The sequence below is a fragment of the Nocardia jejuensis NBRC 103114 genome (assembly GCF_001613145.1).
GTDB lineage: Bacteria > Actinomycetota > Actinomycetes > Mycobacteriales > Mycobacteriaceae > Nocardia > Nocardia jejuensis.
Genome location: NZ_BDBU01000014.1, coordinates 67386 through 93459, shown reverse-complemented (window position 1 = coordinate 93459; position 26074 = coordinate 67386). Strand labels below are relative to the sequence as shown.

At 68.4% G+C, this 26074-nt stretch carries 30 protein-coding genes and 1 pseudogene; 12 read left to right on the top strand and 19 right to left on the bottom strand.

Features of this window, described 5'->3' with window-relative positions; genetic code table 11:
• Positions 1–124 precede the first annotated feature (124 nt).
• Positions 125–958 (bottom strand): class I SAM-dependent methyltransferase, encoded by an 834-nt coding sequence (locus tag NJ1_RS11895; RefSeq protein WP_067691912.1) that lies wholly within the window; start codon positions 956–958, stop codon positions 125–127.
• Between the two features lie 73 nt (positions 959–1031).
• On the opposite strand from NJ1_RS11895, the gene NJ1_RS11890 reads away from it, so the two are divergent.
• A complete protein-coding gene (locus NJ1_RS11890) occupies positions 1032–1622 on the top strand; it encodes a TetR/AcrR family transcriptional regulator (RefSeq protein WP_067691908.1) in 591 nt (196 codons plus the stop codon).
• A gap of 28 nt (positions 1623–1650) precedes the next feature.
• Here the strand turns inward: NJ1_RS11890 and NJ1_RS11885 are convergent, their stop codons facing one another.
• From NJ1_RS11885 to NJ1_RS11875, 3 genes are all read right to left on the bottom strand, one after another.
• Positions 1651–3072: a carboxylesterase/lipase family protein gene (locus NJ1_RS11885; RefSeq protein WP_067691905.1), complete on the bottom strand. Its 1422-nt coding sequence runs from the start codon at positions 3070–3072 to the stop codon at positions 1651–1653.
• A 121-nt stretch (positions 3073–3193) separates the two neighbouring features.
• Positions 3194–3646, bottom strand: a complete 453-nt coding sequence (locus NJ1_RS11880) for a DUF3291 domain-containing protein (protein WP_067691902.1) — start codon at positions 3644–3646, stop codon at positions 3194–3196.
• Between the two features lie 14 nt (positions 3647–3660).
• On the bottom strand, positions 3661–4278 hold the full coding sequence (locus NJ1_RS11875) for a helix-turn-helix transcriptional regulator (RefSeq protein WP_067691899.1): 618 nt from the start codon (positions 4276–4278) through the stop codon (positions 3661–3663).
• Between the two features lie 237 nt (positions 4279–4515).
• Between NJ1_RS11875 and NJ1_RS11870 the strand changes: the two genes are divergently transcribed.
• A complete protein-coding gene (locus NJ1_RS11870) occupies positions 4516–5001 on the top strand; it encodes a B-4DMT family transporter (protein ID WP_169813130.1) in 486 nt (161 codons plus the stop codon).
• A 221-nt stretch (positions 5002–5222) separates the two neighbouring features.
• On the opposite strand, the gene aroB is transcribed toward NJ1_RS11870, so the two are convergent.
• From aroB to NJ1_RS11850, 4 genes and pseudogenes are all read right to left on the bottom strand, one after another.
• Positions 5223–6341 (bottom strand): 3-dehydroquinate synthase, encoded by a 1119-nt coding sequence (gene aroB, locus NJ1_RS11865; protein ID WP_067691893.1) that lies wholly within the window; start codon positions 6339–6341, stop codon positions 5223–5225.
• Between the two features lie 416 nt (positions 6342–6757).
• Positions 6758–7432, bottom strand: a pseudogene (locus tag NJ1_RS40435) (shikimate kinase); the annotation flags it as partial.
• A gap of 110 nt (positions 7433–7542) precedes the next feature.
• On the bottom strand, positions 7543–8757 hold the full coding sequence (aroC, locus tag NJ1_RS11855) for a chorismate synthase (RefSeq protein WP_067691890.1): 1215 nt from the start codon (positions 8755–8757) through the stop codon (positions 7543–7545).
• Positions 8758–8839: 82 nt separating this feature from the next.
• The gene (locus NJ1_RS11850; protein ID WP_067691887.1) at positions 8840–9301 is read right to left on the bottom strand and encodes a prepilin peptidase; all 462 of its coding nucleotides are present in this window, start codon (positions 9299–9301) and stop codon (positions 8840–8842) included.
• Positions 9302–9467: 166 nt separating this feature from the next.
• Here NJ1_RS11850 and NJ1_RS11845 point away from each other — a divergent pair, with 166 nt between their 5' ends.
• From NJ1_RS11845 to NJ1_RS11830, 4 genes are all read left to right on the top strand, one after another.
• A complete protein-coding gene (locus NJ1_RS11845; RefSeq protein ID WP_067691884.1) occupies positions 9468–10592 on the top strand; it encodes a M24 family metallopeptidase in 1125 nt (374 codons plus the stop codon).
• A gap of 82 nt (positions 10593–10674) precedes the next feature.
• Positions 10675–11238 (top strand): elongation factor P, encoded by a 564-nt coding sequence (gene efp / locus NJ1_RS11840; RefSeq protein ID WP_067691876.1) that lies wholly within the window; start codon positions 10675–10677, stop codon positions 11236–11238.
• A gap of 22 nt (positions 11239–11260) precedes the next feature.
• Positions 11261–11764, top strand: a complete 504-nt coding sequence (nusB, locus tag NJ1_RS11835; RefSeq protein WP_067691980.1) for a transcription antitermination factor NusB — start codon at positions 11261–11263, stop codon at positions 11762–11764.
• An 18-nt stretch (positions 11765–11782) separates the two neighbouring features.
• Complete coding sequence (locus NJ1_RS11830) at positions 11783–12040, top strand: YciI family protein (protein WP_174557070.1); 258 nt, start codon at positions 11783–11785, stop codon at positions 12038–12040.
• A gap of 83 nt (positions 12041–12123) precedes the next feature.
• On the opposite strand, the gene NJ1_RS11825 is transcribed toward NJ1_RS11830, so the two are convergent.
• Entirely contained in the window at positions 12124–12594 is a 471-nt protein-coding gene (locus NJ1_RS11825) for a DoxX family protein (RefSeq protein ID WP_067691873.1), read from the bottom strand.
• A gap of 149 nt (positions 12595–12743) precedes the next feature.
• Complete coding sequence (locus tag NJ1_RS11820; RefSeq protein ID WP_067691870.1) at positions 12744–13718, bottom strand: quinone oxidoreductase family protein; 975 nt, start codon at positions 13716–13718, stop codon at positions 12744–12746.
• 86 nt (positions 13719–13804) lie between these two features.
• Here NJ1_RS11820 and NJ1_RS11815 point away from each other — a divergent pair, with 86 nt between their 5' ends.
• Positions 13805–14383, top strand: a complete 579-nt coding sequence (locus NJ1_RS11815) for a TetR/AcrR family transcriptional regulator (RefSeq protein WP_067691867.1) — start codon at positions 13805–13807, stop codon at positions 14381–14383.
• Here the strand turns inward: NJ1_RS11815 and NJ1_RS11810 are convergent.
• Genes NJ1_RS11810 through NJ1_RS11795 form a run of 4 tightly spaced genes read right to left on the bottom strand, consistent with a single transcriptional unit; the run spans position 14380 to position 18324 of the window.
• On the bottom strand, positions 14380–15012 hold the full coding sequence (locus NJ1_RS11810) for an NUDIX hydrolase (RefSeq protein ID WP_067691864.1): 633 nt from the start codon (positions 15010–15012) through the stop codon (positions 14380–14382). The two genes, NJ1_RS11815 and NJ1_RS11810, sit on opposite strands and share 4 nt — an antisense overlap.
• Positions 15013–15022: 10 nt before the next feature.
• Positions 15023–16276: an adenylosuccinate synthetase gene (locus NJ1_RS11805; protein WP_067691861.1), complete on the bottom strand. Its 1254-nt coding sequence runs from the start codon at positions 16274–16276 to the stop codon at positions 15023–15025.
• 27 nt (positions 16277–16303) lie between these two features.
• The gene (locus tag NJ1_RS11800) at positions 16304–17299 is read right to left on the bottom strand and encodes a hypothetical protein (protein ID WP_067691858.1); all 996 of its coding nucleotides are present in this window, start codon (positions 17297–17299) and stop codon (positions 16304–16306) included.
• A gap of 5 nt (positions 17300–17304) precedes the next feature.
• Positions 17305–18324, bottom strand: a complete 1020-nt coding sequence (locus NJ1_RS11795) for a protein kinase family protein (RefSeq protein ID WP_067691855.1) — start codon at positions 18322–18324, stop codon at positions 17305–17307.
• Between the two features lie 254 nt (positions 18325–18578).
• Here NJ1_RS11795 and NJ1_RS11790 point away from each other — a divergent pair, with 254 nt between their 5' ends.
• Positions 18579–19142 (top strand): DUF4334 domain-containing protein, encoded by a 564-nt coding sequence (locus NJ1_RS11790; protein ID WP_067691852.1) that lies wholly within the window; start codon positions 18579–18581, stop codon positions 19140–19142.
• Positions 19143–19361: 219 nt separating this feature from the next.
• On the opposite strand, the gene NJ1_RS11785 is transcribed toward NJ1_RS11790, so the two are convergent.
• From NJ1_RS11785 to NJ1_RS11775, 3 genes are all read right to left on the bottom strand, one after another.
• Positions 19362–19988 carry an alpha-ketoglutarate-dependent dioxygenase AlkB gene (locus NJ1_RS11785; RefSeq protein ID WP_067691849.1) on the bottom strand — a complete coding sequence of 209 codons (627 nt, stop codon included), beginning with the start codon at positions 19986–19988 and terminating at the stop codon, positions 19362–19364.
• Positions 19989–20054: 66 nt separating this feature from the next.
• The gene (locus NJ1_RS11780) at positions 20055–20954 is read right to left on the bottom strand and encodes an alpha/beta fold hydrolase (RefSeq protein ID WP_067691846.1); all 900 of its coding nucleotides are present in this window, start codon (positions 20952–20954) and stop codon (positions 20055–20057) included.
• A gap of 11 nt (positions 20955–20965) precedes the next feature.
• A complete protein-coding gene (locus NJ1_RS11775; protein WP_067691844.1) occupies positions 20966–21853 on the bottom strand; it encodes an alpha/beta fold hydrolase in 888 nt (295 codons plus the stop codon).
• Between the two features lie 117 nt (positions 21854–21970).
• Here NJ1_RS11775 and NJ1_RS11770 point away from each other — a divergent pair, with 117 nt between their 5' ends.
• Positions 21971–22561: a TetR/AcrR family transcriptional regulator gene (locus NJ1_RS11770; protein ID WP_067691838.1), complete on the top strand. Its 591-nt coding sequence runs from the start codon at positions 21971–21973 to the stop codon at positions 22559–22561.
• Between the two features lie 54 nt (positions 22562–22615).
• Here the strand turns inward: NJ1_RS11770 and NJ1_RS11765 are convergent, their stop codons facing one another.
• Positions 22616–22960, bottom strand: coding sequence for a hypothetical protein (locus NJ1_RS11765; RefSeq protein WP_067691835.1), 345 nt, complete (start codon positions 22958–22960; stop codon positions 22616–22618).
• Positions 22961–23173: 213 nt separating this feature from the next.
• Here NJ1_RS11765 and NJ1_RS11760 point away from each other — a divergent pair, with 213 nt between their 5' ends.
• The 3 genes from NJ1_RS11760 to NJ1_RS11750 are packed head-to-tail and all read left to right on the top strand — an operon-like array spanning position 23174 to position 24835.
• On the top strand, positions 23174–23503 hold the full coding sequence (locus NJ1_RS11760; RefSeq protein ID WP_067691832.1) for a hypothetical protein: 330 nt from the start codon (positions 23174–23176) through the stop codon (positions 23501–23503).
• Positions 23484–23999, top strand: coding sequence for a DUF6879 family protein (locus NJ1_RS11755; RefSeq protein ID WP_067691825.1), 516 nt, complete (start codon positions 23484–23486; stop codon positions 23997–23999). The genes NJ1_RS11760 and NJ1_RS11755 overlap by 20 nt, the downstream gene beginning before the upstream one ends.
• Positions 23996–24835, top strand: coding sequence for a helix-turn-helix domain-containing protein (locus tag NJ1_RS11750; protein ID WP_084478024.1), 840 nt, complete (start codon positions 23996–23998; stop codon positions 24833–24835). The genes NJ1_RS11755 and NJ1_RS11750 overlap by 4 nt, the downstream gene beginning before the upstream one ends.
• Before the next feature lie 15 nt (positions 24836–24850).
• On the opposite strand, the gene ligD is transcribed toward NJ1_RS11750, so the two are convergent.
• Complete coding sequence (gene ligD, locus NJ1_RS11745) at positions 24851–25831, bottom strand: non-homologous end-joining DNA ligase (protein ID WP_067691819.1); 981 nt, start codon at positions 25829–25831, stop codon at positions 24851–24853.
• Positions 25832–26074: the final 243 nt, after the last annotated feature.

Genomic DNA, 26074 nt, shown 5'->3' with positions numbered 1-26074 from the left:
CGAGCCGGTGGCCGCCCGCGCACGGCTTTCAGTTCGGCGTCGCAACCGGTGCGGATTGTGTGATCGGTTGTCGCGCAACACAGTCGGTCGTGTAGTCGCCGAGCGAGGTCATCCGGTGGACGGCTCAGGCCGGTGCGGGGGACGAGTTGCGCCGCGCGGTCACCGCGATCGTTGAGTAGGGCAGGCGGAACGCTCCGCCCAGATTGTCGATGGCCTCGCCCACCGCGTCGAGCACCTCGGCCAAGTCGCCGGGAGGGAGATCGTTCAAGGGGCCGTGGGTGGGGATCTGGTCGAGCCATTCCGCGCGGGTGTAGGTGTGTTCCCAGTCGTACCGCCACTGTGCGGGGGTATCGAAAGCGCCTGCCGCGCAGATGCTGTCGGCGGCCTTGTCGAACAGCGCCTGGTACATCTCGAGGGTCGATCCGGCGGGCTGCAGCCGGAACGGGGAGTCGGGCGCCACGCGCGTGTACGCGGTGGTGAAGGCCGCCGAAATCTCCTGCGGCAGCTGGAAGACGTGCCAGAACGGTGCGAGGAGGCCGCCGGGACGCAGGACCCGCGCCGCCTTGGCCGCTCCCGCGAGTGGATCCACCCAGTGCCAGGCGGTCGCGGCGATGACGGCGTCGAAGGTGCGGTCGGCGGGATCCCAGGTCTCGAAGGTCGATTCTTCGACGGTGAGTCCGCCGCGCCGCGCGAAATCGGCCATCCGGGCGTCGGGTTCGACACCCAGGACGCGGCATCCGGCCGCCTGGAATTGCCGGGACGCGGTGCCGGTGCCGCAGCCGACATCCAGGATGCCGGGGCCCGCCGCGGCGACGATCCGCTCCACCAGGGCGGCGGGGTAGGCGGGCCGGGTGCGGTCGTAGCGGGCCGCGTGCGAGCCGAACGACACCGCGACCCGCGTGACTCGATGAGGTTCGAGCGAGGGGGTTCCGGGTTCGCCGGGAGGTAGAGTGACCATGTGCCCACTATAAGTGGGCACATGCCCACTCTCAATGGGTTCGGGTCGGGAATACGGAGAAGGGACCTTCGCGGTGCCCACAGGCATAGCCATTCGCGACGCGCGCACACAGCTTTTCGACGCGGCCGAGCGGATTCTGCTGCGGGACGGGCCCAGCGCGCTGACCAGCCGGGCCGTCACCGACGAGGCGGGGTGCGCGAAGGGGGTCCTGCACCGGCATTTCGCGGACTTCGACGCGTTCCTCACCGAACTCGTACAGGATCGGATCGCGCGGATCGAAGGGCAGACCGAGGTGTTGCGGGCCTCCGCCGGGAGCGGCGCCGTCATCGACAACGTCTCCGGCGCGCTCGTGGTGATATTCGAATCGGTCGCCGTGGCCGTCATCGGGCTGGTCATCTTCCGGGACGAGGTGCGCGCTCGGCTGCGCCGAGCCGGTGTCGGCGGAATACCCGTGCTGTCGGAGGCATCGGTCATGATCGGCCGCTATCTCGAGGCCGAACGAGACCTGGGCCGGCTGGCGAGTGACGCCGATATCGCCACGCTCGCACCGACATTGATCGGCGCCGGGCATCTGTTGTTCGCCGATCGCTCGGCGCAGCCTCCGGAGCCCCGAGCCGTGACACGGGTCGTGACGACCGTCCTGGCCGGGGCGCTACCGAAATAGCTTGTGCCGCAGAGGGAGTGGTTCGGTGTCAGCCGAACGTGCGCACCTGCGGTGTGTCCTGGCTGTAGGCGGCCCAGCCCGGATCCCCGGTCCGGGCGAAAGCCACCCAGGCCGCGTGCATATCGTCCGCGACCGCCTGGGAGGGGTCGGCCCCCACCAGGTTCGGCGCGGCGTCGAGGGTGTCGAAGACGAACGGGATCTCGAGTGCGTGGAACGCGCCGAGGTCCTGATCGACTCGGCCCCAGCCGAATTCGTAGACATACGCCGGAGTTCCGGTGGCCGATTGCGCCGATGCCAGCGCGCGCGAGGGCACGCCGAACGCGTGATCGGTGAGAATGGCGGCGAACAGGTCACCCGCGGATACCCCGGGTCGCTCCGCGGCATACCGCTCGAGCACGGACGGATCGACCCGATAGCGCCCCAGCAGAGCGGGCAGCACGCCCATGGTCAGCTGCGCCGCAATGCCGTTGGGGACGATGAAGAGCCGGAACTCGTCCGCGTTGTGGCCGATGAGCAGGGGAATTCCGCGGGCGGCTCCGGCGCTCGCGGCATCGATCGGCCGCTCGACCAGCACGGCGCCGTCCAGGGTCGGGAACAGGCACATCGAGGACAGGCCGCCCGAGACCACCGACTCGCCCCAGCGCGCCGGATCGGTGTCGGCGATGTAGTCCGCGATCACGCGTTCCTGCGCGGCCACCAGATCGTCCGGATCGACGGTCGCGAACTCCGCTGCGGTGGCGCTGATTCCGAGCTGCTTGGCGAGTTCGGCCGAGACCAGGCGCGCGTCGGTCTCGGAGGCGGCGATCTCCCCGCTGCCGCTCTGCATGACGGCCTTGGCGAACAGTCCCGCCGACCGCGGCGACACCAGCAGGGCGGCGATGCTCATCGCCCCGGCCGACTCGCCGAAGATCGTCACGTTGCCCGGATCGCCGCCGAAGGCGTGAATGTTCTCCTGCACCCACGCCAGCGCGAACTGCTGATCGAGCAGACCCCGGTTGGACGGCGCGCCGTCCAGCACCGCGAATCCCGCGGCCCCCAGCCGATAGTTGATCGATACCAGCACCACACCGTCGCGGGCGAAGGCCGAACCGTCGTACGCGGGCATCGCATTCGAGCCGCGGGTGAACGCGCCACCGTGGATCCACACCATGACCGGCAGGCCCGAACCCTCGGTGTCCGGAGTCCAGATATTGACATTGAGGTAGTCCGCGCCCGGTGAGGTCTGGGTCCCGAGCAGTTCCGCGATCCCGGGCGGATAGGCCGCCTGCGGGCAACTGCCGCCCAACTCGGTCGCCGGCCGCGCCCCCTCCCAGGGGTCCGGGCGCCGCGGGGCCTGGAACAGCTCGGCGCCGGTGGGGGCGGCCGCGTACGGCACTCCCAGGAACGCGCTGATCCCATTGTCGGTGCGGCCGAGGATCTTTCCGCTCGAAACCGTGACGATCGGTGCCATCGTCAGTCCTAACTACGCTGATCGGGTGCGGGTGACCACTCGTGTCTACCCGTCCGATCCGGCTCGCGTCATCGGAAACCCGCATCCGTGCTGATGGCGAACGTCACCGCCGGGACCCGATTCAGGCAGCCGATCGTGGTTCGAAGGTGCTGCGGAAGGTGAAGGCGTGCGGCGACGGGCCGTTCGCGCGCAGGTGCTCGAGGCGGTCCATGGCGTCGGCGAGGGTGGGGATGTGCCCGACGGGCACCCACCACATCACCGCGAAGACCTCGCCCAGCGGGACGAACCACTCGCGCCGGCGCTGCACGAAGGCCAGGTGCTCGCTGCGGTACAGGTAGTCGAAGAGGGTCTCGCGTGACTCCCAGACGCTCATGTTCACCAGCATGTCGGGGTCGGAGTCGTAGGGGCGCAACGCTGTCGCGTTGCCGGAGTCGCCGTCGACCATGCGCCAGACGAATCCGGGGGACGAGTCGGCCAGGGCATTGATGTGGTCGAGAGCGTTGTAGAAATCGGCGACTCGCGGGTCGCCCTCGGGTGCGACGAGCCGTCCGATATTGAGCTGAGCCAGATGCATGAGGTCGACTATAACTAATCTGCGTTTGTTTTAGAGAAGCTTATGCAACATCTGCCGGGAGCCGGGTCCAGGCGTGCGGTCCAGCCCGCCTCGGTGGCCGGACCCGTGAGCAGGGCCAGGTTCATGCCGCACACCAGTGGCGGGAAGTCCACGGCGAGGCGGTGAAAAGGGCAGTTGCGCAAGCGGATTACCTGCTCGTCGAGATACGGCTCGTATCCGCGCTCGCGCAGCGCCTCGAGTAGATCGCGACCCGCGAGCGCCGGGCTCTGGGCGGTCGCGGCCTGGGCGATCGCCCCTTCGAGGCCCGCGTACTCGACCGCCTCCGCGAGAACCGATGCGACGGTACGGTAGTCGCGCGCGGGCAGGGTGACCGCGAATTCGGCATCGGCCCGGCGATAGAACTTGGCGGGTCGCCCCGAGCCCGGGCCGGTGCGCCCCTCGGGGCGTCGGAAGACCGCGTCGAGCAGTCCGGCCTCGGCCAGCTTGTCGAGGTGGAAGGCCGCGAGCGGTCGTTTGATCCGCGCCGCCTCGGCGGCCTCGTCCCGGCTCACGTCGTGATCGGCGGCGGCGACGTAGTCGTACAGGCGCCTGCGAATCGGGTCCTGCAGCAGGGCGACGGCTTCGATGCTCACCGGGTAAACCTAGCGCGGCGGCCTTCGCGGCAGCCGCGCGCGACGCGCTCGGGCAGCCGCCGGAATCGGGGCGTCATCGGCCGCGCGACACGGATGGATGCGCAACGCCGAAGGGGGAGAAGTCGTCCGTACGCGGTGGGGGACGGATGCCCGGGCGGGGCCGGAGTGGGCAACGCGTTATGGTTCTAGAACGAGTTTCAGTTCGGCCAGGCGGCCGCGCAGGTTAAGGTGATCGACATGAATGCGTGGGTGTTGCGCGCCATCGGGCTGGGAGCGCTGACTGTTGTACTGCGAACCCTGCTCGGTTTCGCCATGGTCCAGTGGCCGACCAATGGCTCGTGGATGCGAATTTTGTGCCTGGTCGTGCTGATCGCGATCGTGGCCGCCTGGGGTTTCCTGGACGGCCGCTCCGATCGCCGGAAGAATCCGGATCCCGAGCGCGGCGCCGATCTGACCATGCGGTGGCTCAAGGCTGGTGTGGCGGGCGGCCTCGGCAGCGGACTGGTGGCCTGGATCATCGACTTCGCGCCGAGGTTCGATCTGGGTGACAACGGCCTGCTGTTCGAGATCACCTCGGGCGCGTCCTTCATCGTCCTGCTGATCTTCATCCCCGCCATGATCGGCGCGGCCGTCGCGCGCTTCCTGGTCGGCCGGGAGCACAAGAGCAACCCGGGCAAGCCGGACGACAGCATCTCCTTGAACAAGGAGACCGCCGCCGTCTGATCCGGCCCCACGGTCTTCACGCCCCGCGTCGCAACCTCTTGCGGCGCGGGGCGTTTCGCTTGTCGCGGGCTCAGCCGTCGGGTGGTGCTCGGCGGGGCCAACGGGTGGTGCTCGGCGGGTCGGGCCCTGATTCGTCCCGGGAATCCGTCGTGCCCATCGCCCGAACTTCGGCGGTGGGCACGACGGGTCGACATGTGTCGTCCGTTGCGGACGTTCGCCGACTACAGCAGGATCGCTCCGCCGCCGGTGCTGGGCTCGCGAGCGATGGCGGAGTACGCGGCCGCGAGCAGGCTCGGGTCCGGGCCCTCGAGGCGGCCGGGCTTGGCCAGCCCGTCCAGCACGACGAAGCGCAGCACGCCGGAGCGGGTCTTCTTGTCCGTCTGCATGGAATCCAGCAGCTGCGGCAGCGCATCGGCGTCGTAACTGATCGGCAGGCCCACGCTCGACAGGACCGCGGCGTGCCGGTCGGCGGTCGCGTCGTCGAGGCGTCCGGCCAGGCGGCCCAGCTCGGCGGCGAACACCAGGCCGACCGATACCGCGGCGCCGTGACGCCAGCGGTAGCGCTCGCGGCGCTCGATGGCGTGCGCGAGGGTGTGGCCGTAGTTCAGGATCTCGCGGAGATCGGACTCCTTGAGGTCGGCGGCGACCACGTCGGCCTTGACCTGGATGGCGCGGCGGATGAGCTCGGGGAGCACCTCGCCGGTCGGGTCCAGGGCGGCCTCGGGATCGCGCTCGACGAGCTCCAGGATCACCGGATCGGCGATGAAACCGGCCTTGAGGATCTCGGCCATACCGGCCACGATCTCGTTGCGCGGCACGGTCTCCAGGGTGGCCAGGTCCACCAGCACGGCGGCCGGCTCGTGGAAGCAGCCGACCAGGTTCTTGCCCGCCTCGGTATTGATGCCGGTCTTACCGCCGACGGCCGCGTCGACCATGGCCAGCAGGGTGGTCGGCACGTGGATGATGTCCACCCCGCGCATCCAGGTGGCCGCGACGAACCCGGCCAGGTCGGTGGCCGCGCCACCGCCGAGGCTGATGATGGCGTCCTTGCGGGTCAGGCCGATCCGGCCGAGCACCTCCCAGCAGAAGCCGGCGACCTGCAGGTCCTTGCCGTCCTCGGCATCGGGGATCTCGATGCGGTGCGCGTCGATGCCCTTGTCCGCCAACGCCGCCCGCACCACCTCGGCGGTCTCGGCCAGCGGGGGCTGATGGAAGATCGCCACCGTGCGGGTGGCGGACTTGCCGGTCACCTGGTCGACCAGATCGCCGAGCAGGCCGCGCCCGATGATCACCGGGTACGGGTCGGCGGTGCGGACCTCGATGCGGGTCGGCTCGCTCATCGTTGCTGCTCCGATTCTTCTCGTGCGGGTTGTTCGGGGGTGTTCTGCGCGCGGGCGCGGGCTCTGGCCCGGCGAGCCCGAGCGCGCCGGGAACGGCCGCCACCCGGCGGGGAGTCGGATCCGGCGGTGGGAGCCGAGTCCCGCTGTGCGGCAGGCGAGTCCGGTGCGGAGGCGGGGCTTGCGGCGGCTTCTCCCGGAGCTGCTTGCGCGGGTCGCTGCACTCCGGTGTCCGCGCCGGCCGATGCGAGGCCGCCTGTCGCGCTCTCGGCCGCCGGTCCGGCGGGACGTCGGCCCCGGCGACGCGCACGCCGAGGGCGTCGTGCGCGCTGCGCGGTCTCGGCGTCGTCACCGGCCGTGGGTCCGGCAGGGGATGTCGGGCCGGTCGTGGGATCGGCCTGCACCGGGGGCGAATCCGCCTCGGAGCCGGTCGAATTCGTGCCGCCGCCGTCCTCCGCGCCGTCACCGCGTCCGCGTCCGCGCCGGCGGCGCCGCCGGGAGCGGGTGCGGGCGGGCTCGGCCACCTCGATCACGGCCGAGGCCGGCTCGAGCGCCGAATCCGTCGAATCCTCGGGATCCATGGTCGTTTCCACGCCCAGCTTGCCCAGGATCATCCGCACCACGCGACCGGGGCTGCGCCCGTCGGTGCGCACCCGGATGGTCGCGACCTCGCGGTAGAGCGGGCGACGGGCCTTCATCAGCTCGCGGTACTTCTTGGCCGGGTCGTCGCCGTTGAGCAGCGGTCGGTTGGCGCTCGCGCCGGTGCGGCGAAGTCCTTCGCCCACACTGATTTCCAGGTAGATGACGGTCCGGCCGCGCAGCACCTCGCGGGTCGCGGCGGACAGCACCGACCCACCGCCGAGGGAGATGACGCCGTGCCCCTCGAGGACCGCCGCGCGCACCACGTCCTCCTCGATGCGCCGGAATTCCGGCTCACCGTCCTGGGCGAAGATCTCCGGAATGGTGCGTCCGGTCTGCTCCTCGATACCGGCGTCGGTGTCGTACAGGTCCACTCCGAGCTCGCGCGCGAGCTTGCGGCCGATGGTCGACTTGCCCGCCCCGGGCGGACCGACCAGCACCACCGACGGCGGCAGGTCGGCGTCGGCGCTCACGGACTGGTGCGGAACGACCGCATCCGGCCGGTCCCGCGGAACACCCGCACCCGGTCGGCTCCGATGAGCGGAGCTGGGCAAGTGCCGCGCATCTACGCCTCCAGCGGCGCGGCACCCGAGGGAACGTGCGGGCGCGCGTTGATCCGCTTCAGGTAGCTGGTGATGTTGTCGAGCGTCTCGGGCAGCGAATCGCCGCCGAACTTGTCCAGCACGGCCTGTGCGACCACGAGCGCCACCATGGCCTCGGCGACCACACCGGCCGCCGGTACCGCGCACACGTCCGAGCGCTGATGGATGGCCACGGCCTCGTCACCGGTCGACATGTCGACCGTCGCCAGGGCGCGCGGCACCGTGGAGATCGGCTTCATGGCGGCGCGCACGCGCAGTGCCTCACCGTTGGTCATGCCGCCTTCGAGGCCACCGGCGCGATTGGTGGAGCGCAGGACGCCGTCCCGGCCCGGCTTCATCTCGTCGTGGGCCTGGCTGCCACGGCGGCGCGCGGTCTCGAAACCGTCGCCCACCTCGACGCCCTTGATGGCCTGAATGCCCATGAGCGCGGCCGCGAGTCGCGAATCCAGGCGTGCCTCACCGCTGGTGAACGAGCCCAGACCGACGGGCAGGCCCTCGATCACGACCTCGACCACACCACCGAGGGTGTCGCCGTCCTTCTTGGCGGCCTCGATCTCGGCGATCATCGCGGCTTCGGCGTCCTTGTCGAACGCGCGCACCGGGCTCTCGTCGATGGCGTCCAGGTCCGCGGCGGTCGGCACCACACCGGTGGCATTGACCGCACCGCCGATGGACACCACGTGCGAGATGACCTCGGCGCCGAGCGCCTGGCGCAGGAAGTTCTTGGCGACTGTGCCGGCGGCGACGCGCGCGGCGGTCTCGCGGGCGCTGGCCCGCTCCAACACGTTCCGGGCATCGTCGAAGTTGTACTTGAGCATACCGGAGTAATCGGCATGGCCCGGCCGGGGGCGGGTCAGCGGCGCGTTGCGGGCGAGCTCGGCGAGTTCGTCCTCGTCCACCGGATCGGCGGACATGACCTGGGTCCACTTGGGCCACTCGGAATTGGCGATCTCGATGGCGACCGGTCCGCCCATGGTGCGGCCGTGCCGGACGCCGCCGGTCATGGTGACCGCGTCGGCCTCGAACTTCATCCGGGCGCCACGCCCGTAGCCCAGCCGGCGACGCGCCAACTGGGTGGCGATATCGGCGGAAGTCACCTCGACACCGGCCACCATCCCTTCGAGGATGGTGACGAGGGCGGGGCCATGGGATTCTCCGGCAGTTATCCAGCGCAACACGAGTTACATCCTTCCACGTGGAGACGAGTGTTCGTAAACACGGTCCGGCCTAAGCGGGTGTCGTGGCACGCGGAAGCCGTGGTCACGGCATCGCGATGAGAGCGAGCACACTCGCGGCGCACATGGCCGGACCGTGCGGTAGCGCCTCGGCGATCGGCATCGGGGTGTACGAATCCGCAGGCCGCAGAGTTCTGACCAGCAGTGCGCCCGCCCCGGCGACCGCGGTGAGCACGGGTGCGGCCAGCGCCGCCCACACCCAGGTGTGCGCCCCGCCGAGCGCGGTGGCCGCCCCCAACCCGAGCGCGAACTTCACATCGCCCGCGCCCAGCGCCGACGGCGATACCAGGTGCACGAGTAGATAGGGAACACCCAGCAGCACTGCGCCGAGCGCCGCGGGCCCGGGTCTGCCCAGCCCGCAGGAATATCCGAGGACGGCGGCCGCGCCCGGCAGCGTGAGGGCGTTGGGCAGCCGGCGCGACCGCAGGTCGATCCACGAGAGCACCGCGCCCCACAGGGTGAGCGCGAGCAAGGCCGGCAGGTTCATGCCTTCGAGCTTCCCGCCGCGAGGCCCGCCGTGGTGCGCGAGATCGCGAAATGTGCAGAACCGCTTGCCATGTGAATAGCCATGCTTTTACCTGCCGTTCGTGTCGTGTGCCCGGATCACGTGTTGGGGGTCCGCGTTCGGGTGTGTCGGCGGTAGCTTTGAACGCATGTCTGCCGTTCACGATCCGGTCCAGCGCCCCGACTACGCGGCGCGCCGGGCGAACCTCCGGAACTTGCTGGTCGAGAACCGCGTCGACGCGCTGCTGGTCACGGACCTGATCAATATCCGCTACCTGACCGGGTTCACCGGTTCGAACGCCGCGCTGCTGGTGTACGCCTGGGACACCACCGAGGATCGCACCGTGATCTGCACCGACGGTCGCTACATCACGCAGGTCAGCGAGCAGGTGCCCGATCTGCGCGCGGAGATCAACCGGGCCAGCGCCCGGCGCGTGGTGGAGATCGCGGGGGAGTGGCAGACCGGCCGGGTCGGTTTCGAGAGTCATGTGCTGACCTTCGAGCAGCATCGCGGATTCGCCGCGCTGAGCACCGGATTGGAGCTGGTGCCGATCTCCGGTCTCGTGGAACAGCTGCGCATGGTCAAGGACGCTTACGAGGTCGGGCGCCTCAGCGCGGCCTGCGACGCCGCCGATATCGCCCTGGCCGCCCTGCTCGAACGCGGCGGAATCCGCCCCGGCCGCACCGAACGTCAGGTGGCCCGGGACCTGGAATGGCTGATGTTCGAGCACGGCGCGGACGCGGTCGCCTTCGAGACCATCGTGGCCGCGGGCCCGAATTCGGCCGTCCCGCACCATCGCCCGACCGAGGCGGTGCTCGCGAGCGGTGATTTCGTGAAGCTCGACTTCGGCGCGATGATCGGCGGCTACCACTCCGATATGACCCGCACCTTCGTGCTCGGTCAGCCCTCGGACTGGCAGCGCGAGGTCTACGACCTGGTCAACGCCGCGCAGCGGGCCGGACGGGAGGCGCTGGCGCCGGGGGTGTCCACCCGCGCGGTGGACGCGGCCTCCCGGGGAGTGATCGAGGCGGCGGGCTACGGCGACCTGTTCGTGCACGGCCTCGGACACGGAGTCGGCCTGCAGATCCATGAAGCGCCCGGAATCGCCAAAACCGGCACGGGTACACTGCTGGATGGCGTGGCGGTGACCGTCGAGCCAGGTGTGTATTTCCCCGGCCGCGGCGGAGTCCGGATCGAGGATACGCTCGTGGTTCGCCAGGGGGGCCCGGAGCTGCTCACCCGCACCAGCAAAGACCTGACCGTCGTCGACTGACGCCGGTCTGCCCGCGCGGCTCGCCGCGAATGCAAGTTCGCGGGAAGCCGCGAATGAAACTAGAACAGGAGATCCGAGGACAGTGGCGGATACCAGCGACTTCAAGAACGGCCTCGTGCTGAAGATCGACAACAATCTGCAGCAGATTGTCGAGTTCCAGCACGTGAAGCCCGGTAAGGGTCCCGCCTTCGTGCGCACGAAGCTGAAGAACGTGGTCTCGGGCAAGGTCGTCGACAAGACGTTCAACGCCGGCGTGAAGGTGGAGACCGCGACGGTCGATCGTCGCGATATGACCTACCTCTACCACGATGGCTCGGACTTCATCTTCATGGATGGCGACACCTACGACCAGATTCACCTGGGCGAGGCCATCCTGGGCAAGAACGCCGGCTTCCTGCTGGAGAACATGCAGGTCCAGATCGCGATGCACGAGGGTGAGGCGCTGTTCGTCGAGCTCCCCGTCGCCATCGACGTCGTCGTCACCCACACCGAGCCGGGCCTGCAGGGCGACCGCTCCAGCGCGGGCACCAAGCCCGCCACCGTGGAGACCGGCGCCGAGGTTCAGGTGCCGCTGTTCATCAACCAGGGTGACAAGCTGCGCATCGATACCCGCGACGGCAGCTACATCAGCCGCGTCAACTCCTGACGCGCACGGGATAATAGTGACCGTGGCCGATCAGCCCGACAAGAAGTCGTACAAGAAGCTCGGCGCGCGCCACAAGGCGCGCCGCCGGGCGGTGGACCTGCTCTTCGAGGCCGAGGCCCGCGATGTCGACCCCGCGGAGCTGCTGTCCGATCGGGTTTCGCTGTCCGTGAGTGACGAGCAGGTGGCCCCGGTGAATCCCTACACCCGGGTCCTGGTCGAAGGCGTCGCCGACGATCTGGATCGAGTGGACGGCACCATCGAGTCCTACCTGCAGGATTGGGCGCTGTCACGGCTTCCGGCCGTGGATCGCGCGATTCTGCGCGTCGCGGTGTGGGAGTTGTTCCACGCCAACGACGTTCCGCCCGTGGTGGCGGTCGATGAGGCGGTGGAGCTGGCCAAGGAGCTGTCCACCGACGATTCGCCCTCGTTCATCAACGGCGTGCTCGGCCAGGTCGTGCAGGTGGCGCCGCAGGTGCGCGCCGCCGCGGCGGCCACCCGGTCGGCCGCGCCGGTGGACGAGCAGTAGGCGCGGGAGAGTCGCAGGGTGCGTAAGTATCTCGTGATGGCCATGCGCACTCCGCGTTTCGACGGTTCGGTCGCCGAACCGCATCGGGCCTGGCTCGATACGGTCCGCGAGCGCGGACAGCTGGTGGAAACCGGCAAGTTCACCGACGGCTCGGGCGGCGCGTACGTCGTGCTGGCCGAGAGTCTGGACGCGGCAAGCGAATTGGTCTTCAGCGATCCGATCCACACCAGTGGAGCCTCGGAACTGACCGTGTACGAATGGGAGATCACCGGCTAGTCCGGAGTCCCCGCCGTCGAGGACGTTCTCGCTCGACCATGAAGGCCCGCACCGGAATCCGGTGCGGGCCTTTCCTCGTCCGTTCAGGTCCGGACCGGGGATTCGGCGCGAAAACCTTTGCGGGCGTGCAGGCGTGACAGCGCGCCCGCCAGCGCGAAGGATCCCGGGCCGAGGATCGCGATGAGGAAGAAGGCCCAGCAGAACATGGCGGCCGCCTCGCCGCCGTTCTGGATCGGCAGCGCACCGCGCTGCTGGTGCACGCTGAGGTAGGCGTACGCCATCGCGCCCGAGCACAGCAGAGCCGCGACCCTGGTGCCCAGGCCCAGCGCCACCAGTGCGCCGCCGACCAGTTCGATGGCCCCGGCCCACCAGTGCGGCCAGCTGCCGAACGCGGCGGTCTTGCCGCCGTAGGGCGTGAGCGGGATCCCGTAGAGCTCCGAGAGCCCGTGTAGGAAGAAGCTGACTCCGACGAGAACGCGGTAGAGCCCGAATACGGTCGCGGCCGGGCTGTGCGGGAGTAGTCCCGTGGAGTGGTCCGAACGTAGGTGCTGCATGACCCGACCTCCGACTCGTTCGTGGTCCTCCTTACTACGGGCGAGGAGGTCGGATGGTTCAGGGAAAGTCAATTGACCAGCAGAAACTGGTCGGATGAATAGTGGGGCGCGGGCGCCGCTGCGATCCGGTGATCGAGCGATCCGGTGACTCAGTGACCCGGTCGCAGGACGATCGTCCCGCGGGTGGCCCGGTCCGCGACGAGCCGATGCGCCCGGGCGGCCTGTTCCAGCGGCAGCACGCGATCGATCAGCGGGGTGAGGGTCCCCGTGGCCGCGCGCTCGAGCGCCGCTCCGCGCGCCTGCGCGACCCCCGCCAGCCACTGCGGCCCCGAGCAGCCGATCAGGGTGAGTCCGCGCATGATCAGATCCATGGCCGAGACCTGTGCCGGTGCGCCGGAGAGGAATCCGTAGCTGAGCATCCGTCCGCTCAGCGGTGTCATGAGATCCAATACGGCCAGGGCCGATTCGCCGCCGATCGAATCGAACACCACGTCGAGCGTTGCCCCGTCCAGGGTTTCGCGCACGCGCTGCGGCCACTGCGGGTCCAGGTGATCGATCACCACGTCGGCCCCGAATTCGCGTGCCTGCCCGGCCTTGTCGGGCCCGCCCGCCGTGGCGATGACGCGCGCGGCTCCGGCTTCCTTGGCCAGTTGGGTGAGGTAGCCGCCGATTCCTGTTGCGGCGGCTTCGATCAGCACCGTCTCGGTGCCGGTCAAGTTCGCGGCCTTCAGGAGCGGGAGCGCGACCGACCCGCTCATGCTGACCGCCGCGGCCTCCTCCGAGGACAGCCCCGCCGGGATCGGGACGGCGGAAGTGGCGGGCGCGCAGACCTGTTCGGCGTAGGTCCCGAAGTCGTCCTTGGCCACCAGGACTCGCTGCCCGATCAGTGCCGCGTCCACACCCGCGCCGATATCGGTGACCGTGCCCACCGCCTGGGTGCCGAACACGAGGGGAAGCGGCAGCGGGGCGGGGAAGGCGCCCGAGCGCACCATGGTTTCCGGGAACAGCACCGGTACGGCTTCGGTCCGCACGAGCACCTCGCCCGCCTTCGGCTCGGGCGCGGGGACCTCCTGGGCCACCAGCACCTCGGGCCCACCGGTCGCGGTCATTACGATTGCCTGCATTGAAAACCCCACAAGTTGACTGTCGGTCCATTTATGTCGAGTTACGATATGGACCGTCGGTCAACTTGTCAACGAAAGTCGAGGAAATGGCGCCTGAACAGCCCAGGGAACGCGCGGACGCGGCCCGAAACCGGCGCGCGATTCTGGACGCCACCCGCGCGCTGCTGGCCGAGCACGGGGCCGACGCGATCACCATGGACCGGGTCGCCGCGGCGGCGGGCGTCGGCAAGGGCACCATCTTCCATCGCTTCGGCAACCGCGCCGGACTCCTGCACGAGATGGTCGCCGCGCCCGCCGAGGAACTCATGGCCGCCATCGCCTCCGGTCCGCCACCCCTGGGACCCGGAGCGCCCGCGGGTGAACGTCTGCTGGCCTACTTCGACGCCATGACCTCGATGGTCGCCGACAGCGTCGAACTCATGGCCGCCTATCGCACCGTGGCGCCGCACCCGCGCACCGTCGAATTCCACACCGCGTGGGACGTGCACATCACCGCGATGCTGCACGAGGCCCGCCCCGACCTCGACGCCGAAGTCGTCGGTCGGCTACTGCTCAGCGGACTCGGCTCGGACATGGCGTTCGCCATGGTCCGCGCGGGCGAGACCGAGCGCCTGCGCACCGCGGTGCGCGAGATGGTCGAGTCGGTATTGCGCAGCCCGGGCTAGTCGGCCGGGTCGAATGCCCAGAGCGCGGCGGGGCGGCCGGTGGCCTTGACCCGCAACCGCTCGCCGGTGCGGGCCAGACCGGGTATGGCGGCGAGGGTGCGGTTGAGGTTGCCGGGATCGGGGCGAGCGCCCTGCAGGGCGGCGGTGAGTTCGACCGCGCGGGTGGCCGGGAACCGATCGCCGGTGAGGGCACGCGTGAAAGTCAGGTCCTTCCACAGGATTCCGGCCAGATGGGTGCGGGCGGCCGCGATGATCTGGGTGTGGTCGAAGGCCAGATCCGCGAGCGCGTCGAAGGGAACCCATTCGGCCAGTTCGGATTCGTGCTCGCCGACCACGGCCCACATGGCGATCGAGAGGGTGGGGCCGCGCGGGTCCCGGTTGGGTTCGTCGAAGGTGGCGACCTGACCGACCGCGACGATGGAGTCTTCCGGCACACCGAGTTTGGTGCTCACGGCGCGGCGGGCGGCGGTGGCGAGCCGTTCCCCGCGGTGCAGCAGCACCCCGGGCAGCGCCCGTTCGCCGGCGAACGGGTCCCACTGCCGGGGTGCGATGCCCACGGTGACGGTGGCGTCCTCACTCCCGTACCGCAGCGTGATCACATCGATGGATACCGCCGATTGTTGCTCCACAAGAGGTCAATCATGCCGTAGCGGGGATGTGAATCGTGCGATCGGCCCGCTCCGGGCCGTTCGCGGTGAGCACCACCGGTACACCGAGCTCGGCCTCGAGGTATGCGGGCACGTTCGCGGGCAACTCGTGCAGCGCGGGGGTGGCCGCGTCGAGCAGGTCGGTGAGCCGCTGCTGGTGCCCGAGATCCTGCCACGGTCCGCAGTCGAGCCGATCGACATAGCCGTCCTCGGTGAGATAGCCCGTGGCCGTGCGTATTTCACCGAGCGCGTCGAGGTGGTTCACCGCGAGTCCGTCGATCCCGCCGCAGGCGTCCACCGCGTAGCGCAGCAGGATCGGATCCAGGTGTCCGAGCCGGAATTCGCCCTGGTAGGTCCCGATTCCATTGTGCCGCTCGGGAATGGACAGGCCGCGATCCTCGGTCGGGAACGGTCCGGCGCCGTGCCGGGTCAGGTAGCTGCGGGTCACGCCCAGTACGTAAGCGGGAGCGCCGATTCCGGTGAGCATGGCTCGCGCGTTGCGGGGCTCGACGGTCGACCAGGTGGTGTGGGGGTGCAGGCCGCGCCATTCGTCCAGGAGCACCCCCTGCGCGCCCTCGAACACCAGCCTCCCGTTCTCGGCGAATCCGGTGAGCTGGTCACCGGGCAGAATCGCCACCGCCCGAGCGAATTCGGCGTAGACCTCCACGAGATCATCGATGCGGTCGTACCGGTGAGCGCCGGCGTCCAGCAGTGGCCGGTAGTGCTCCTCGAGAGCGATGAGCTTGCGCCGCAGCACATCCGGACGTCGGCAATCCGCGACGCGCGGCGCGTCGTGGCCGAGCGCGTAGCTCGCGGTCTCCCCGATTCCGATTCCGCACGACCCGTGCCGGGAGGCACCCCGCAGATCTTCCCGGCAACGGTTGGCGGCCCCGTGGATCGGAGTGGTGAGCAACGCGCGCTCGTCGACGTACAGCAGGGACAGCGGATCGGCGATGCCGAGCCGCGCCAGCGCCCGGGCCTCGGTGGCCAGCGCCAGCGGCTCCACCAGCATGTGCCGCGACAGCAGGGTCGGCACCCGGGACAGGGTGCCCGACCCGAACTGCCGGAACGTGTGGTGACGTCCGTCGGCGACCACATTGTGGGCGGCCTGCGCCCCGCCGTTGAATCGCACGACGGCGGCCACGTCGAGGCCGGCCTCGGGGGAGCAGAGCCAGTCCACGGTGGCCCCCTTGCCGGCATCGCCGAATCCGAGGTCGACCACGATGAGGTGACGGTCGCCGAACATGGTGTGTCCCTTCGTTTTCGGAGAGCGTCAGCGCCCGAAGTCGACGTCGTCCGTGCCGGAGCCGGCCGCGGGCAGTGCGCCGACACTGCCGGTGGAGTTCGTGCGTGCGACTCCGACCGGTGCCAGGGCCTTGCCGACCGCCTCGGCCGCGCCCTCGGAGCCGATATCGCGCAGATCGGCCAGACCGGCTCCGAGATCGATGCGGTCCTCACCGATCCCGATGGTCAGCGCGATCAGCTCGCACACCGCCGCCGGATCGTCCAGGCGCAGGAACCGTTCGCCCAGGATTGCCCGCCAGTGCTCGGCGATCTCCGGATCCCCGTAGTAGCTGGACTGATTGGGCAGGATGTAGTGCACGTTCCAGCGGTCGGCCAGTTCGCGGTAGACCGAGTCGACGGCGATGTCCTGCTTCATCTTGTCGCCGATCACGTGCCGGATGTGCCGCGAGGACAGGCGGGGTTTGTTCAGTTCGTCGCCGACGATGAACACGTACCCCTTCTTGCCGCGCTTGTCCCACGCGTCGGTGGCGGTGTGCCGGGCGATGAAATACGCGGCCAGCTCGTAACTTTCGGACTTCTGCCCGCCGCCGCCGCCTTCGAGCAGGATCAGCCGCAGCTGCTCGTCCATCCGGTTGTCCGATTCGAACTGCCCGACCTGCAGCGGGACCCGGTCGCTGTCCGCGTCGCCGATGCCGCCGAACATGATCTGCGGATCCTCGGCATATCCCTTGCGCTGCAACAGTCCGTGCAGCTTGCCGAGCTTCTCCTGCATGATGCGCGGCACCGTGCCCATGGATCCGGTCACGTCGAACAGCACCACGATGGGCAGCGAGTTCCCGTGATCGTCCGAGTCGCGGGACTCGCGCAGTCCGACGTTCTTCGGGTCCAGCGACTCGTGCGCCGTCCATTTGTCCCACGGCACCGACCGCATATCCGCGGTGTAGCCGAAATCGTCCACGCCGTGCGCGGCGCGGAAGGTGCGGGCCGCGTCGTACGCGCTGTCGTCCCAGTTGCCGTAACCCATTGCAATCACTGTCCTTTCGGAAGCTCGAAGGGCCGGAAGCGGCGCTGTCCGTACAGCCTGTCGAGCAAGTCGTCGAATTCGTCGAGCAGGTCCGCGGCGTCGGGCCGCAGACTCGGATCGGGCTGCATGCAGCCCGCCGCGAAGGTGCGCATCGGCTCGGGGGCGCGAGGGCCGAGCATGGTGAGCATGAGCCGGTGCGCCATGTGCACGTCGGTGCCGTGCGATGCCGCGTCCCGGATCTCGGGTGGGTAGTGGAGGGAGCCGAGGGTGGCGGCCGCCGGCGTCCCGGGCCGGGTGGCGAACGACCATCCGGCCAGGACGACCCCGTGCAGTCGCGGGTGCACGAGCACGTTGGCCGGTGAGATCGCGGTGTGCACCCACCCGGCGAGCGCGGTGCCCGCGATGGCTCTCAACAGTCGGCGATGCATCCACGCGTAGTCGCGCGGATCGAGCCCGCCCGGATATGCCGTGCGCACCTGCTCGAGCGTCACGAACTCACTCGTGAGCGCGCCGAGCACGTTCACGGTCCGGCGCTCGCCGCTGCCGGTGTCCACATGGTCGACGGTGTCGGCCAGTTCGGGGAAGTACGGTCGCAGCCAGTCGTGTTCCTCGACGACGATCGCGATGTCCCGCAACGCATTCCGTTCGGTCGCCAGCAGCCCGTTGGCGGTGGACCGCCGGGGGATCTTGACCACCCGATCGGCTCCGCTCACGAACACATCCGCCACCGATCCCCCCGCGTGCAGGGCGCCCACCGGGTATTTCCCGTGTGCCCCGATGACGACGAAGTCCCCGCCCTCGGCCCCGAGCCACTGCTCGAACAGCTCCGCGAGCCGCGCGAACGCCTCCCGAGCCAGGGTCATCTCGCCGGGCGCGGCGTGATCGGGGTGAACCGCGGTGGCGAGCTGGTGGTACCACCTGCGAGCTTGCGCACGAACCGTGGAATCGGTTGTGGCGGTGCCGAACAGATCTTCGGGTCGCCGGGCCTCCCGTATCGCCCGTGCTGCGTCGTGTGCCGCTGTCATAGTTTTAGGCTAGATGACTAAAACGGCGAGCGCCAGTGTTTTGCCGAACTTTGTGTTCATGTGACTAAAACTAGTCGCGAGGTTCGAATCCGTCGGCGTCTCCACGGGTTCGAGTCCGCGACAGTCGTTGTGGCAGTGCGGCGGAGCGCGGCGATGCCCCGGTTGGCGGACCCGGGGGTCCGGGGATGTTTCGTGGAGGCCTTGCGGCTAGGGTGAGAGAAAGAACAGTATTTACTCTCAGTGTGGAGGTCGGGATGAGTGCTCTGGAACCGGTGACGGACGGGGCGCAGCGCCTGCGGGAGCTGATGGCCGCCGAGGCGACTCCGCAGCAGGCGTGGGAGCTGTTCGACGCACTGGAAACGGTGCCGGTGGAAGAGGTCACCACCGGGCGGTGGCGCGGCGCCGAGGTCGACACCGGGCATCCGTGGGCCGGGATGCTGGTCGCGTCCGGGTGGTACGGGAAGCAGTTCGACGCCGCCGATTCGGTGCAACCGCTGCTGTTCTCGACCCCGGGTGGCGAGGTGTTCGCGGTGGATCCGCGGCGGGTGCCGCTGTTCCTGGCCGGGAAGATTCCGCCGGCCTCGCTCGGGCCGGTGCGGCGTTCGCTCGGAGTGATCGGTGCCCTGTTGCGGACCGAGGTGCCGCGGGCCCGGCTGCGAAATCTGGATTTCCGGGGAAAGTCCAGTGCCGCAATGGTGTACGACCACCTCCCGATCATCGACATCTTCCGGCGGGTGGACGCGGACACGCTGCTGGGCGTGATGGACAAGCGCGGGCTGGCCGAGCCGTACTTCTTCGTGCTGTACCGCGAGCGCTGACGGCGTCCGCGGCGGTGCGGTGCACCCCACCGCACCGCACTTGCGCGACGAACCCGGCCCGCGCTACTTCGCGGTACGGAACGATCGTGTTGCGAAGGTAGCGAAAACCCGCGAACCGGAGCCGCGCGGCCGCGATGTGCCCTACTGTGAACCGGCCGATCATGAAGCGGGGAGCTCGATCTCGCCGACGGCCGCTGTCGCGCAGCGTTCGGACCCTCGTTACCGAACGCCGCGTGGGCGGAATTGAATGCTGATGCGCGGGCCCGCGGCGCGCCGGGTCTTGGGGATCGCGTGCTCCCAGGTGCGCTGGCACGAGCCGCCCATCACGATGAGATCCCCGTGCCCGACGCAATACCGGATGCTGGCGCCGCCGCCGCGGGGGCGCAGCAGCAGGGCTCGCGGCGCGCCCACCGACACGATCGCGACCATGGTGTCGTGCGTGGCGCCGCGCCCGGAGGTGTCCCCGTGCCAGGCCACACTGTCGTTTCCGTCCCGGTAGTAGCAGAGTCCCGCCGTGGTGAACGGTTCGCCGAGCTCTTGGGCGTAGTACTCGCTCAGGGCCGCGCGCGCCTCGTCCAGCACGGGATCCGGTAGTGGTTGCGACTCGTCGTAGAACGACAGCAGGCGCGGTACATCCACCATGCGGTCGTACATGGCGCGCCGGTCCACCCGCCACGGCACCTCGGCCGCGAGCCGCTCGAACGGCTGATCCGCGCCGCTCAGCCAGCCGGGCAGCACATCGACCCAGGCACCGTCGCTGAGCTCGGTGCGCCGAACCCCGGTCAGTGCGCCGAGTTCGACGTCACCGAACCCATCGAGCAGCGATCCCTGCAGCGGTGTCGACATGCGATCGAATCTAACACAAGATCGAACATGCGTTCGGTAACCGGGGGTGCCGCCGGTGTGCTCTGGTCAGCCGAGATCGCGAATCCGCGCCGCATCGCGCTGCCGTACGAACGTCAGGATTCGGCGCACGATCTCCTCGGGTATCTGGTCGAAGATCGCATGCCCCGTACCGGGGTAGACCTCGGTCTCGGCATCGGGCATATGGTCCGTGACTCGCCGCGCGGCGGCGAGCGGCCCTCGGGACACCACGCTGTCGCCACCGAAGATCGCCAGCGTCGGTACGGTAATCGTCTGCAGTTCAGCGTCTTTCAGCAGGCGAGCCCATCCGATGCGCATGTGGAAGGTCGCCAGGGCGGCCTTGCCGAGGGCGAACTCCTCCGGCGTGGGGTCGAGTCCCGGCGTCATCCACGCCGCCAGCGCGCGCATGTTCTCGTCGGTCTTCTTCCGCATACCGAAGCGGATCATCTTCAACAGCACGCCCCAGGTCGGCTTGTCGAAGACGCCCCCGGGTTCCACGAGCGTCATGCTCTCGAGGCGCTTCGCACCGTGCAGTGCGGCCGCGACTGCATGCCACGCCCCGTGTGAATAGCCAACGACGTGCACACGATCCAGGCCGAGTGCATCGAGCACCTCGTCGAACCAGATCGCGAAATCGGTCTCCCGCATCGGTGCGGTCTGCACGCTGCGACCGGCCGCCCCGACCATCTCGGGCATGTAGACGACCCGGTCTCCGCAGAGCTCTTCGATGAGGAAACCCCAGTACAGGCTGTTGGCGCCGAACGAATGAAGCAGTACCAGCGGAGTTTCGGTCCCGGATCCACTGTGCCGCACATGAGTCGAGCCGAACGAGGTCGCTATATCGACGGTGGCCGCCGGTATGGGCCACCGGCGTTCGAGCGTCTCGTAGGCGCGCATGTACTCCGCCCGTGCCCGATCGTTCTTGAATGCGCTGAGTTTCTCGGCCATCGCGTGCTCCTCTATCGAACGTCGGCGGAATCGTGCTGCCGCAGGAACTCTCGGACCCGGGCCAGGACCTTCTCCCGATGCGGACTCTGATACAGCAGCCCGTGTCCGATGCCGGGGAAGATCGTGGTCTCGCCGTGGCGAATCAGCCCGCGTACTCGCGCGGCGGCGGCCTCGGGATCGGAGACGATCGTGTCCGCGCCGAAGATCACCAGCGTCGGCGCGGTAATCCCTTGCAGCTCTTCGTCGGTGAGCGGTGTCGGCCACGGCGTCCGGGTCCGGTAGCCGAGCGCGGCGCTGGAACAGGCGATCTCCTGATCCGATATCCGAATGCCCGGGGTCACCCATTCGGCGGCCTTGCGCATGTTCGCCTCGGTCGGCCGGGCGCCGAATCGCAGCATCTTCAGCAGCACGCTCCAGCGCATCTTGACCAGCCCCACGCCCGGCTCGACGAGGGTGAGACTCGCGACCCGCTCGGAACTGTGCGTGCCCGCCATCATGGCGCGCCACGCGCCGTCGGAATATCCGAGCACGTGCGCCCGGTCCAGGTGCAACCGTGCGAGCACGTCGTCGATCCATCGGCCGTAGTCGGCCCCCGCCGTGATCGGAGCGGTCTGCTCGCTCGAGCCCGGTGCGCCGATGGTGTCCAGTGCGTACACGACGCGATCCCGCGCGAGGTCCTCGATCACCGGAAACCAGCACAATCCGTTGCCGCCCAACGGATGTAGCAGCACCAGCGGTGTGGCGTCGCCGGATCCGAACCGGTGGATGTGTGTCGATCCGAACGACGTGTGAACGTCGAGTTCGGTGAACGGGATCGGTTGCAGGTGCGCGAGTGATCGGTATGCGGTCACGTAGGCGGTCCGTGCGGCGTCGCTCTTCCAGTTCCCGATTCTGGCCATCGGCCTCCCCTTCGATCTCACCAACAGCGTCGTTGATGATACGAACGTACCATGAAATTGGTATGGGCGTACCATCAAGTACTTCGTCCGTCCGCCGACCAGAAAGCCGCACCTCACATGCCGCGTTTGGTAGATCACGAGCAGCGCCGACGGGAGATCACCACCGCCGCACGCCGCGTCATCGCGCGCGGCGGACTCGACGCCGCGACGTTCCAGACGGTCGCCGCCGAAGCCGGCATCTCGGTGCGCCTGATCCAGTACTACTTCGGCACCAAGCGAGACTTCCTGGTCGCCACGTTCCTGGCGGTGGTCGCCGAAGCCGGTCAGCGCTTCGAGCAGCCGCTAGCGGCCATGGGCGCCGATCCCGCACCCCGGGAAGTCATTCGGACGATCCTGTCCGCCGTCCTGCCGCTCGATCCGCAACGTCACCAGGACGCCCTGGTCCTGGGCGCCTACCACGCCGCGGCCCTGACCGGCGGCATCATCGGCCCCGAAGACACCATCGGCCCCGCCCGCTACCTCTTCCCGATCTTCACCCAGCAACTGCGCCTCCACCGGCAACTCGAATCCTCCACCACCGCAGAGGAACTCGACGCCCAACTCCTGGTCCTCGGCGGCTCCGGCATCACCCAGGTAGTCCTGACCGGCAGCGCGACCCCCGACGAAGCCCTCGCCCTCCTGGACCGCCTCCTGGATCGATTCCTCTGAGGGGCGGTCCGGGGGCCGCGCGTCTATGCGGATCGAAGCGACTCACGGATCGAATCACAGGGCGGGCGGCTGGTCACACGCCGGAGATCCCCACCGCGCGTACGTCTTCTCCGGACTCACCGTGATCACATCGACCTGCTGAACCAGCGACTCCGGTACCCGCCCGCCCTCGAAATGCTGGGGCCCGGGAACGATGACCGCCTCGGCCTCGAGCCGCGTCACCTGCACCCGCAGTCGAGCCAATGCCGGCCTCTCGAACCTCGGGTCGTACACCACCATGTCCGCGAAGTCGTACCCGAGACGCGCTGCCACCCTGCGGATCTGAGCCTGATCCCACAACTGAGCCGCCCGGGACACATCCGTCCGCAGATATCCCACCGCGGTCGGCCGATACTTCATCACTGTCCTCCCGTCGTCACCTGGGTGGCAGGGAGCGAGTTCGGCCGCATCCCTGCCCGAGTTCTCACCGACGCTACGAGGGCGGGAACTCGGAATCGATGAACTTGACAGAACTTGTCAGACTTCCCGAAATTGCCCTCAGCCATGAGTTTTCGGAGAGATCATGGATGGAAGTTAGCCAAAGAACGTCATATTCGTTGAGGGGAGCGAGTCGTGATTCTCAGACTTTTGGGCAAGGGCGGGTCCGGCGTGGGTGAGTGCCCGTCGTTGTACGTCAGCGACGGGGGCTCCTATGTCGTTCAGGGGTGGCAGACGGCTCAACTCGGCACAGTCGAGATTCCGCACTTGCTACTCGGTTTCGCGGAACCGGATACGTTTGTCGGTGCGATGTTGACCGACACCGGCCGTGGCACATTCACGCTGTCCGGCAGGCCGGTCGCCGAAGAGAGCACGCTGAAGCAACTCGATATGGCTGCGGACGAGAGAGCGATCGAGGTGCCCAAGCTAGGAAGGAACTTCTGCGGTGCTTCTCCTGCAAGGTAACCCATACCCCGCTCTGTTGCGGCAATGCCGCCGTGAAGCGTTCCACCTCGAGGTGCGCGACAGCTATGGGGTCGCGGTCGAATCCGAGCCGCTGCGAAAGTTCCTCGCCGGCGAGGGTGACGACGACGCCGAATGGTTCCAGCCGTGGCGGGTTCTGATCGAAGAGACCGTTGGGCGTGGGATCCCGGTCCGGCGGGTCCGCGTGGTCACCGTTCCGCACAGCGACTACCACCGTTGGTTGCTGACGTTGACAACTCGCAATATCGAAGCGGGCGAGGATATCCGCTATGTACCCCGAGATGTTGCCGGGGAGGTTCCTCTCGAGGACTACTGGCTCCTGGACGGCGAGCAAGTGGCATTCCACGTTCGGGACGACGAAGGCAGAGGACTCGGCGTCGCGCTGACGGACGAGCCTCGGATCGTGGAGTTCTGCCTCGGTGTCAAAGAACGTTTGTGGCGGTTGGCCACCCCGTATGCCGAGTACGAGGTGGCGTGACCTCTCCGGTTCATCAAGCTCGCGAGGCGCTGGGGAAGCGACTCCGCGAAATGCGAAAGGACGCACGACTCTCCGGACGTCAGCTCGCCGCCCTGGCGGGCTGGCACGAGTCGAAGGTTTCCAAGATCGAAACCGGCGACCGCAGTCCCACAGAGGCTGATCTGTCGGCCTACTGCCTGCATACCGGAAACCGGGATCAGTGTGCCGATCTTGTGGCAACCCTTCGCAATGTCGAGTCCGCGTATCTCGAATGGCGCCGGATCCTCAACACTGGCACGCGCCGCCGTCAGCAGGCCTCGGTCGCCCTGGCCGAGCAGACGAAGATCATGAGGATCTTCGAACCGGTGCTGATTCCCGGAATTCTCCAGACGGCGGAGTACGCGGAGGCTGTGTTGCGCCGGGCCACGAGGTTCTATCGGATACCGGATGATGTGGACCAGGCCGTATCGAAACGCATTGAACGGCAACAGGTTCTGTATCGCGGGCACCGTCGTTTCCATGTCCTGCTGGCGGAGCAAGCGCTCCGAACGACAGTGGGCGGTGATGAGGTGATGATCGGCCAGCTCGATCGGCTCTGTGCCGTTATCGGCCTACCTCGCGTTCTGCTCGGTGTCATTCCAGCCGAAGCTCAGTTGCCGATACAAATGACAAACTTCGTGATGTTCGATGATCGGCTTGTGCTGGTGGAGGCAGTGACGGCCGAACTGTCGATCACCCAGCCCAGAGAACTGGCCATGTATGGCCGCCTCTTCGCCGAACTCGCGGAAGCCTCCGTAACCGGAGCTGCCGCCCGCGCGCTCGTCCGCAAGGCGCTGGAGATGCGGACAGCGTCATGAGGTTGATGCCGCCTGTCAGCCTTCGGTGTCGTCCAGGTCCACCGGTTCGTCGAGGTCGGTGTCCACGCCCTGGCGGTCGGCCCATTGCAGGAGTTCGTCGATGCGGAAGACGGAGTGGTCGATGTTCGCGTGCAGGTCGCCGAGGTCGGCGTAGCGGGCGGGGACGGTCTTCATGGTGAAGTCGCGCGGGTCCACGTCGGGGATTTCGGACCAGTGGACGGGGGTGGAGACGGTGGCTTCGGGGACGCCGCGGACCGAGTACGCCGCGGCGATGGTGTGGTCGCGGGCGTTCTGGTTGTAGTCGACGAACAGGAGTTTCGGGTCGCGGTCCTTGCGCCACCAGGTGGTGGTGACCTCGTCGGGGGCGCGGCGTTCGACTTCCTTGGCGAAAGCCAGTGCGGCGCGGCGGACCTCGGTGAAACCCCACTCCGGGGCGATTCGCACGTAGACGTGTAATCCCTTGCCGCCGGACGTTTTCGGCCAGCCGACCGCACCCAGATCGTCGAGTACCTCCTGGACCACCCCGGCGACCCGCTGCACTCGCGACCAGGGGCAGTCGGGCATGGGATCGAGGTCGATGCGCCATTCGTCGGGATTCTCGGTGTCGGCGCGACGGGAGTTCCAGGGGTGGAACTCGACCGTCGACATCTGTACCGCCCAGATGACGTCGGCCAGCTTGTCGACGCACAGTTCGTCCGCGGTGCGGTTGTAGCGGGGGAAGTGCAGCCGCACCGTGGGAATCCAGTCGGGAGCTCCGGCGGGCAGCCGCTTCTGGTGCACCTTGGCTCCTGCGAGCCCCTTCGGGAACCGATGCAGCATGCAGGGCCGATCCCGCAGCGCGTTCACGATCCCGTCCCCGACGCTCAGGTAGTACTGCGCCAGGTCGAGCTTGGTCGCCCCGGTCGCGGGAAAATACACCCGATCCGGGTTCGATACGCGGACGGTACGGTCGCCGACCTGCAGTTCGATGGCGGGCGACGCAGACTTACTGGCCACCCGTCCGACGATAGTGCCCCGCCGGCGTTCCGGCGCGGGATGCGGCTCGGCACGGCGTGCCCGAACCTGCGCGGGACCACCCGCCGGGCAGAGAAATGCATGTGCTCCAGATCACAAACAGCGACCTTGTGACCCGCCACAATTCTGTCGGCGATTCGATAGATTTCCAGGGGCGGGGCGGCGTCATCGCCCTGTTATCGAGGAGGGGAATCCTTGCAGGACAACACTATTGGTTCTATCCGT

Bases quoted from the DNA above. Each gene is read 5' to 3' on its own strand.
- NJ1_RS11895 (WP_067691912.1), bottom strand. From the start codon at position 958: ATGGTCACTCTACCTCCCGGCGAACCCGGAACCCCCTCGCTCGAACCT.
- NJ1_RS11885 (WP_067691905.1), bottom strand. From the start codon at position 3,072: ATGGCACCGATCGTCACGGTTTCGAGCGGAAAGATCCTCGGCCGCACC.
- NJ1_RS11880 (WP_067691902.1), bottom strand. From the start codon at position 3,646: ATGCATCTGGCTCAGCTCAATATCGGACGGCTCGTCGCACCCGAGGGC.
- NJ1_RS11870 (WP_169813130.1), top strand. From the start codon at position 4,516: ATGAATGCGTGGGTGTTGCGCGCCATCGGGCTGGGAGCGCTGACTGTT.
- aroB (WP_067691893.1), bottom strand. From the start codon at position 6,341: ATGAGCGAGCCGACCCGCATCGAGGTCCGCACCGCCGACCCGTACCCG.
- NJ1_RS11850 (WP_067691887.1), bottom strand. From the start codon at position 9,301: ATGAACCTGCCGGCCTTGCTCGCGCTCACCCTGTGGGGCGCGGTGCTC.
- NJ1_RS11845 (WP_067691884.1), top strand. From the start codon at position 9,468: ATGTCTGCCGTTCACGATCCGGTCCAGCGCCCCGACTACGCGGCGCGC.
- NJ1_RS11825 (WP_067691873.1), bottom strand. From the start codon at position 12,594: ATGCAGCACCTACGTTCGGACCACTCCACGGGACTACTCCCGCACAGC.
- NJ1_RS11820 (WP_067691870.1), bottom strand. From the start codon at position 13,718: ATGCAGGCAATCGTAATGACCGCGACCGGTGGGCCCGAGGTGCTGGTG.
- NJ1_RS11815 (WP_067691867.1), top strand. From the start codon at position 13,805: ATGGCGCCTGAACAGCCCAGGGAACGCGCGGACGCGGCCCGAAACCGG.
- NJ1_RS11805 (WP_067691861.1), bottom strand. From the start codon at position 16,276: ATGTTCGGCGACCGTCACCTCATCGTGGTCGACCTCGGATTCGGCGAT.
- NJ1_RS11800 (WP_067691858.1), bottom strand. From the start codon at position 17,299: ATGGGTTACGGCAACTGGGACGACAGCGCGTACGACGCGGCCCGCACC.
- NJ1_RS11795 (WP_067691855.1), bottom strand. From the start codon at position 18,324: ATGACAGCGGCACACGACGCAGCACGGGCGATACGGGAGGCCCGGCGA.
- NJ1_RS11790 (WP_067691852.1), top strand. From the start codon at position 18,579: ATGAGTGCTCTGGAACCGGTGACGGACGGGGCGCAGCGCCTGCGGGAG.
- NJ1_RS11785 (WP_067691849.1), bottom strand. From the start codon at position 19,988: ATGTCGACACCGCTGCAGGGATCGCTGCTCGATGGGTTCGGTGACGTC.
- NJ1_RS11780 (WP_067691846.1), bottom strand. From the start codon at position 20,954: ATGGCCGAGAAACTCAGCGCATTCAAGAACGATCGGGCACGGGCGGAG.
- NJ1_RS11775 (WP_067691844.1), bottom strand. From the start codon at position 21,853: ATGGCCAGAATCGGGAACTGGAAGAGCGACGCCGCACGGACCGCCTAC.
- NJ1_RS11770 (WP_067691838.1), top strand. From the start codon at position 21,971: ATGCCGCGTTTGGTAGATCACGAGCAGCGCCGACGGGAGATCACCACC.
- NJ1_RS11765 (WP_067691835.1), bottom strand. From the start codon at position 22,960: ATGAAGTATCGGCCGACCGCGGTGGGATATCTGCGGACGGATGTGTCC.